Source organism: Stutzerimonas kunmingensis (assembly GCF_032106285.1).
In the GTDB taxonomy this organism is placed as follows: Bacteria; Pseudomonadota; Gammaproteobacteria; order Pseudomonadales; family Pseudomonadaceae; genus Stutzerimonas; species Stutzerimonas kunmingensis_B.
In genome coordinates, this window is record NZ_DAMCPO010000012.1 from 133,572 (window position 1) to 140,338 (window position 6,767).

The 6,767-nt window shown below is 62.5% G+C and carries 9 protein-coding genes; 5 read left to right on the forward strand and 4 right to left on the reverse strand.

Features of this window, described 5'->3' with window-relative positions; all coding sequences use genetic code 11:
* Window positions 1-125: 125 nt before the first annotated feature.
* Window positions 126-1,229, reverse strand: coding sequence for a DUF2855 family protein (locus RT582_RS11890; RefSeq protein ID WP_313477519.1), 1,104 nt, complete (start codon window positions 1,227-1,229; stop codon window positions 126-128).
* A gap of 73 nt (window positions 1,230-1,302) precedes the next feature.
* Between RT582_RS11890 and RT582_RS11895 the strand changes: the two genes are divergently transcribed.
* From RT582_RS11895 to RT582_RS11905, 3 genes are all read left to right on the forward strand, one after another.
* On the forward strand, window positions 1,303-1,935 hold the full coding sequence (locus RT582_RS11895) for a TetR/AcrR family transcriptional regulator (RefSeq protein ID WP_313477521.1): 633 nt from the start codon (window positions 1,303-1,305) through the stop codon (window positions 1,933-1,935).
* Between the two features lie 129 nt (window positions 1,936-2,064).
* Window positions 2,065-2,511, forward strand: coding sequence for an SRPBCC family protein (locus tag RT582_RS11900; protein ID WP_125897229.1), 447 nt, complete (start codon window positions 2,065-2,067; stop codon window positions 2,509-2,511).
* A gap of 167 nt (window positions 2,512-2,678) precedes the next feature.
* The gene (locus RT582_RS11905) at window positions 2,679-3,422 is read left to right on the forward strand and encodes a class I SAM-dependent DNA methyltransferase (RefSeq protein ID WP_313477523.1); all 744 of its coding nucleotides are present in this window, start codon (window positions 2,679-2,681) and stop codon (window positions 3,420-3,422) included.
* A gap of 36 nt (window positions 3,423-3,458) precedes the next feature.
* On the opposite strand, the gene RT582_RS11910 is transcribed toward RT582_RS11905, so the two are convergent.
* The 3 genes from RT582_RS11910 to RT582_RS11920 all read right to left on the reverse strand — a co-directional run bounded on the left by RT582_RS11910 (window position 3,459) and on the right by RT582_RS11920 (window position 5,418).
* A complete protein-coding gene (locus RT582_RS11910) occupies window positions 3,459-4,154 on the reverse strand; it encodes a GNAT family N-acetyltransferase (protein ID WP_313477525.1) in 696 nt (231 codons plus the stop codon).
* A 106-nt stretch (window positions 4,155-4,260) separates the two neighbouring features.
* The gene (locus RT582_RS11915) at window positions 4,261-4,611 is read right to left on the reverse strand and encodes a TfoX/Sxy family protein (RefSeq protein WP_101274160.1); all 351 of its coding nucleotides are present in this window, start codon (window positions 4,609-4,611) and stop codon (window positions 4,261-4,263) included.
* A gap of 81 nt (window positions 4,612-4,692) precedes the next feature.
* Entirely contained in the window at window positions 4,693-5,418 is a 726-nt protein-coding gene (locus tag RT582_RS11920; protein WP_044315056.1) for an FMN-dependent NADH-azoreductase, read from the reverse strand.
* Between the two features lie 117 nt (window positions 5,419-5,535).
* Here RT582_RS11920 and gcvA point away from each other — a divergent pair, with 117 nt between their 5' ends.
* The gene (gene gcvA, locus RT582_RS11925) at window positions 5,536-6,441 is read left to right on the forward strand and encodes a transcriptional regulator GcvA (protein ID WP_101274159.1); all 906 of its coding nucleotides are present in this window, start codon (window positions 5,536-5,538) and stop codon (window positions 6,439-6,441) included.
* Window positions 6,438-6,731: a hypothetical protein gene (locus tag RT582_RS11930; RefSeq protein ID WP_313477529.1), complete on the forward strand. Its 294-nt coding sequence runs from the start codon at window positions 6,438-6,440 to the stop codon at window positions 6,729-6,731. Before gcvA ends, RT582_RS11930 begins: the two co-directional genes overlap by 4 nt.
* Window positions 6,732-6,767 lie beyond the last annotated feature (36 nt).

A 6,767-nucleotide genomic window follows, 5' to 3' on the forward strand; every position in this document is an offset into this window, starting at 1 on the left:
ATCGATCTAGTTGTGCTTCCGATATCGGCGAAGAGTGCGGGCGCTTGAGCGACTGGCTCGATATACGCCAGCCGCATCGACCGGTCGCACTGGCTGAGGTTATCTGCTCGGCACCGATTACCTGGTCAGTCGAGCAGCACGGCGTGGCCCGCCAGCGGATTGATGTCGCCTTTGATCAGGGATTCGGCCAGCGCCTGTGCGGCCTCCATGCCTGCGTGCTCGTTCACCTGCATCCAGGGCTGCTGCGCATCGCTCACCCGAGCGATAAAGGCCAGCTGCGCCTCGTTGAAGCGGCGGGTCACCTCGGCGGGGCCCCAGTCGGCGTTGCGTTTCTTGATCTGATAAGGCGCGAAGTAGGGCTGTGGCTGCGGACCGGCCAGCGTTGCGTCCGTCTTTCTGTATTCGTGGTTCTGGGCTGACCCGGCGAAGCAGTTGTACACCAGGGCATCCTTGAAATGGCTGTGGATCTGCCGGCGTAGATCCGCGCTGCCGGAGAAGTCGACGTAGAGCGTGGGTACGCTCGGGTCCAGCGAGGCTAGCTGGTCGTAGCCCAACGCCTGGTGGTAGCAACCCAGGCCTTGTACGAAGTCCGTATTGCCTGGGGAGGTCAGCCCGATCGTTTGCACGGCCGGGTTGTCCTGCAGGCAGAACGCCGTGCCGTACGCGGTCTTGCTCGAGGCGCTCGACATCAGGATCTGGCGCGCGCCGAAGAAGGCGTTGTCGTCGAGGAAATCGGCCAGCATGAACGAGGTGATGAACAGCGGGCGCAACAGCATCTGGTAGTTTTCGCTCTCTGCGCGATAGGCGGCGTCGCTGCTGATGCGCTGGTACTGGTTGTAGGCCGATGTGAGTTCGAGTCGGTGTTCGGCGCCGTCGTAGAAGCCGCGCTCGGAAACCCGTACCGGCTGCATGACGACATGGCTGGCGATCGGCCAGAAGCCATAGAAGCGTTCGCCCTTCGCCAGGTCATCGACGGTGCTCTCCACGACTTCGGCGAAGCCCCACGCCGGCATGTGGAACCATTCGCTATCGCCGGTGGGGTAGAAGTCCCAATAGCGCAGGTGAGGTGTCTCGCCGAACGCGGCGTAGGTGACATTGTTCGTGGTCAGTGCCAGCCGGCTGATACGCAGCAGGGCTTCGCCGGCTTTCAGCTCCGGCATCGGTCGGGTCTGAATGCGGGTCTGCTGCATGTCTTTCTTGTTGTTCTGCAACTGGCGGATGACGCTCATCGATGGCACCTTGGGTTCGTAAATGGACGGCTTCGACTCTATCCCTTTCGTTTCACCGCCGGGTTCGGATTTCATGAGCACACGATTGCCGAGCGCCAAGCCGCTCAAACGGCCGACTCAGCAGCGCGCCAAGGCCACCGTTCAGGCGATTTTCGACACCTATGTTCGGATATGGCAGCGCGACGGCTGGGCTCGATTGACGACCCGCGCGGTTGCCCTGGAAGCCGGCGTGGCCATCGGCACCCTGTACGACTACTTCCCCAACAAGCACGCCCTGCACTCGGGCTACGTGCGCTATTGCGTCGAGCAGCTGCTGGAGGCGATTGACGCGCAAGCGGTAGCGCCAACCGCGCTTGCCTGGCCCGAGCGCATCCGCCGACTGGTACGCGCCCTTGCCGGAGTCGAACCTCAGCTGCCCTGGTTCCATCCGGACATGCTCGAACTGGAAACGCTGGTAGCCGAGCCCAAGCATCAGCGTCGGGCCTACGAGGATCTGTTGAGCGCCTGGCATCGAGTCGTCGATGCGGCGACTGACCTTCCGGTGCGTCCCTCGCCAGCAACCTTGGAAGCGCTGCATCTTTCGGTATGGGGCGGTCGCCGCTACGCCATGCTGGTGCAGCTTGAAGCGGAACGCATGCAGGCCTGGGCCGCCAGCATGGAGTACCTCTGCCTGCATACGCTCAAGGACTCGAACGAGCAGGCTTGACCGCGCTTGTTCAGGGCGGACGCTTGCGATGCTGGGTAGGCGGAAAACTCAAGCGTTGCGTCGAATTCGTTGTTCTTCGTTCGACTAACAAGGCCATCAAGGTAGATTCGCCACCAGAGGAGAACAGCCATGCCCAGCACCATCCGCCTTCACCGCGTCCTGCGAGCGACACCCGAGCGCATCTATCGCGCCTTTCTGGACCCAGACGCCAAGGCCAAATGGCTGCCGCCGAACGGCTTCACCGGCAAGGTGCACGAGATCGACGCGCGGGTAGGCGGCCGCTACAGAATGTCCTTCACGAATTTCTCCACGGGTACCAGCCACAGCTTCGCCGGACAATTCCTGGAGCTGCTGGAAAATCAGCGAATCCGTTACGAAGACACATTCGATGATCCGGGCTTGCCGGGCACGATAGAGGTGACGGTGACGCTCACCCAGGTTTCCTGCGGCACTGAACTGAACATCACCCAGGCAGGTATACCGGACGCGATCCCGGCCGAAGCCTGCTACCTCGGCTGGCAGGAGTCGCTGACGCTTCTGGCGAAGCTGGTCGAAGTGGAGATTCCGGACGAGTGACCGAGCGCCATCCGGCCCTATGGTGGTGGAGCGTCTGGGCACCCTGAGGGGCCAAGCGGTCCGCCACCGTCCGGTGAATCTCCAGCATTGCGCCTGGCCACTACACAGAGGTGTGGTTGAGATATGATGCGCCGCCCGCTGAAGCCCCCTTCACACATCAGGTCATCATGCCCGGCGATGCTCTCTATACCGACTTGTCGGGTTATTACGATCTTATGTGTGCGGACATCGACTACAGGGCGCAAAGCCACTGTGTCCACAGGTTGCAGCAGCTGTTCGGCAACGGCGGGACGAGGCATCTGGACCTCGCCTGCGGCACTGGCCCGCACGTCCGACATTTCATCGATGCCGGCTATACCAGCGGCGGGCTCGACATCAACCAGCCGATGCTGGACAGAGCAGCCGCGCGCTGCCCGGGAGCTCAGTTTTCCCTGCAGGACATGTGTGGCTTTGCGGTCGAGCAGCCGGCCGATCTGATCACCTGCTTTCTTTACTCCATTCATTACAGCGCCGAGCTTCAGCGATTGCAGGCCTGTATCGCCAGCGTGCATGCCGCGTTGGCCCCGGGCGGGCTGTTCTGCTTCAACGCCGTGGACAAGCGTTGGATCGACAACGCCTCATCCGTCTCGCACACGGCCAGGCATGCGGACGGCCTGTTCACCTTCAGCTCCGGTTGGCACTACCCGGGTGAAGGGGAGCAGCAACTGCTGAGGCTGCGCATCGAAAAAACCGTCGCGGATCAAAGCCAGGTCTGGCACGACGAACACGCGATGGTGGCCGTGAGTTTTGCCGAGCTGAGCGAGCTGCTGGAGCAGTACTTCGAGGTGCATGTGCTCGAGCACGACTACGAGAAGATCGTGCCCTGGAACCAGGCATCCGGGAACGCGATATTCGTCTGCGTGAAGCGCTGATCAGCAGATCGCGCCCGCGGCGAGCTTGCCAAGGGCTCAATGCAGGCGCTTGGCCGAGGTGTGGGCATCGATCAGATGACTGGCCTGCTGTGCCAGCTGATCGAGCAGGCGGTCGCGCTGTTTCTCCGCCTCGCTCATCGCCTTGCGGCCGTTCTGCTGCACCAGGTAGCTGTAGATCTGCCGAACTTCCTTGGACTGGAAGATCGGCTCCAGATCCTGCACCGCCACCGCACCGTTCGAAGCCCCGTTACGGGTATTCATCACCACCTGCGGGCCACGCGCTACCAGCGGCTGAAAGCCCAGCGCGCTGAAATACGGCACCTTGCCTGCAACGCACGTGACCTCGGCATGGGGATAGCGCGTCACCATCGCTTCGACCATCGCCCGGCCAATGCCCAGGCGACGATGGCCGGCGTCGACCGCCAGATAGACCAGCGCGCAGGCTTCGGGATCGTCCACAAAGGGCAAATACAGCGCGAAGCCGAGCAGGACCGTCGGATCATCAGCATCCAGCGCCATGATCAGCTCCGGCTTGCCCGCCTGCGCGCCGTCCATGCTGTCCAGATAGCGATGCACCTCGAAGCCCACCACGTACTGATACAGCTGATACAGCAGGTTGCTGGGCTGCAGCGAAACCGGGCTGATGTCGCCGAGATAATCCACCACCATCTGCAGCACCTGGCTTTTCAGCGATTCCGGCGGCGGGGTGTCGAGGTGGGTGAGGGTGAACATGGCAGCGCTCCGGGGCGGTACGGAAAATGGCGGCATTGTACCGGGCGGCGTGCGACTGGCCAGGTGAAGCGGCATGGCGATCAGGGATACGGGATCCTGCCTGCCGCTATGTCGCGGCTGCGTCTGGCCTTCTCTTCCTCGGTTTGCGTGGCGCAGGTGCTGGCATAAGGCGAGCCGTTTCGATCACCAGGCGGCGGAGTTCGTCGGCATCGTCCAGCAGCTCGTCCGCCACCGGATAGTTCTTCGCGCCGGGGTAGGGCGGCGCTTGCGGCAAGTCCGGGGCGAGCGTCTCGGCGGCCGCCGAAGGCTTGATGAACAGGCTGTTGTCGCAGACGAACGCGACGACCTTATCGTCCAGATAAAGGGCGTACTCGCCGAACATCTTCCTGTACGTCAGCCTGCTCCCCAGGCCGATCTGCTCCGCCACGTACAGCACGAAATCTTTGTCGCTCGCCATGCCTGCTCCGCTGTCTCGACTGGGTGCCATGCCCATGGAGCGTAGCGTGGAAAGCGAGGCCGTTTCCACGCGTTGCCCGCCTTACACCTGATTGAGCTCCACCTGCCTTTCCCGCGCATGGAGTGGGGGCGCATCGAGTGCCGACTGCAGCTCCATGACCAAGGCATCCACCTCGCGCAGCGCCTCGGCCACCGAGGCGGCCAATACCTCGCCACCGGTTTCCTGACCTTCAATCGCGATCTGATGGATGCGGGTAATCCCGATGAAATTGAGTGCCGTCACCAGGTTCGGCTCCAGGTGATTCATGTGCGCCATCTCCCCGCCGGGACCAAAGCCGATGCCGCCGCGGGCGCTGAGGATGACCGCATGCCGTGGCCGGTCCGCCAGCAACGGCACGTACGGGTCAGGTAGTTTGCTTTCGTCGACCTCGACCGTCCGGCCCGGGCGCACGATCTGGTCGATCCAGGCCTTCAGTGCCGCGGGCATGCCGAAGTTGTAGAGCGGCGTACCGATGACCAATACATCGGCGGCGATCAGCTCATCGACCAGCTGGTCGCTTTCCGCCAGCGTATCCCGCATCCACGGCTCGCGGCGCTCTTCCGGCGTAAAGCTGGAGGCGATCCAGTCATGGCTGATAAACGAAGGCGGGTTCTGGCCTATATCGCGGTAGACGATGCCGTCCTGCGCGCGGCGGGCCGCCCACTGGCTGACGAAGCGGTGGGTGAGGTTACGGCTGTGGGAACCGTGCTCGTCCTTGCCGGCAAGCCCTGGGCGGGCGCTGGCATCAAGGTGCAGAAGGTGCGTCATGGCGATTCTCCTCTGTGATTGAACTCATCTGTCGTTCGCGGTAAATCCAGCCTAGGGCTAGGCTGTACGAGCGACAAACGACCATTTCTTCCAACTACAGATGAGAGAAACTCAGCCATGGCGCATCGCCGGTTACCTTCGCTTTCTGCGCTGCGGGCCTTCGAAGCCGCGGCCCGCCACGAGAGCGCCAAGCAGGCCGCCGAGGAGCTGTCCGTCACGGCCACGGCGATCAGCCACCAGATTCGTTCGCTGGAGGAATCCCTCGGCGTGGCGCTGTTCCTGCGCAAACCGCGGAAGCTGGAACTGACCGATCCGGGACGGGAGCTGCAACAGACGTTGGAAACGGCCTTCGACAGCATCAGCGCTACGGTCGAACGCCTGAGCGCGAAGCCCTGCCGCCAGGCGATCACCCTCAGCACCACACCGGCCATCGCGGTGCGCTGGCTGGTGCCCTGGGTCTGTCTGCTACGCGATTCACATCCGGATATCGATCTGCGCTTCCATACCTCCCATGAGCCAGTCGCGCTCGATGGCGTCACGGCGGATATCGCCATCCGCTACGGCGACGGCCGCTGGCCCGGGCTGGTGGCGGAGAAGCTGTTCGACAACACCTTCGTCCCTGTTTGCAGCCCGCACCTCGGCTTGCGGGATGTAACCGAGCTGCCCAAACACCCGTTGATCCACTTCCGTGCGCAAGCTGCCTTGTCCGCTCCGATTCATTGGGCGTCGTGGCAAAAGCTCGCCAACGTGCCGGGGCTGGATGTGAGCGCCGGGCTGGTCTTCTCCGACGAAACCCACGCCATTTCCGCCGCCATCGGTGCGCAGGGCGTGGCCCTGATGAGTCGGCAGTTGATCGAGGACGAACTGAGGGAAGGACGGCTGGTGCAGCCGTTCGGGCCGGAGATGGAGGGCAAGCCGTTTCATCTCGTGTATCCGGAGGGGAGACGGGATGATCCGACGGTTCGGGCGGTAAGGGAGTGGGTGATGAGGGTGCCGGGTGGGTTGTGTGAGCTAGTGGGTTGAGCTTTTCAAGCGAAGCGTTGGTTGTTGGGCTGCCGCATGTTGGCAAAAGGGCGCTGGGAATGTCATGCACGGGCGGGCTCGGTAGGCGCTATTTCTTCGCAGGCATAATTAATTTTGTAGTTGTGGTAACTGCTCAGCACCTGATTGTAGATGTGGCATGCATCTACAACTGCAGCAGGGTGGAAAGCATTGATAAAAATCATATCTCGGCGGTTGCAGGAGCTGAGCGCAACACGGTTATTGAATTGAAGCCGGAGCATCATGCCGCATCGCCATGGCATTTTGCATGACCTCTCCCATCACCTCGATGGGGCATTTGAAGTCGA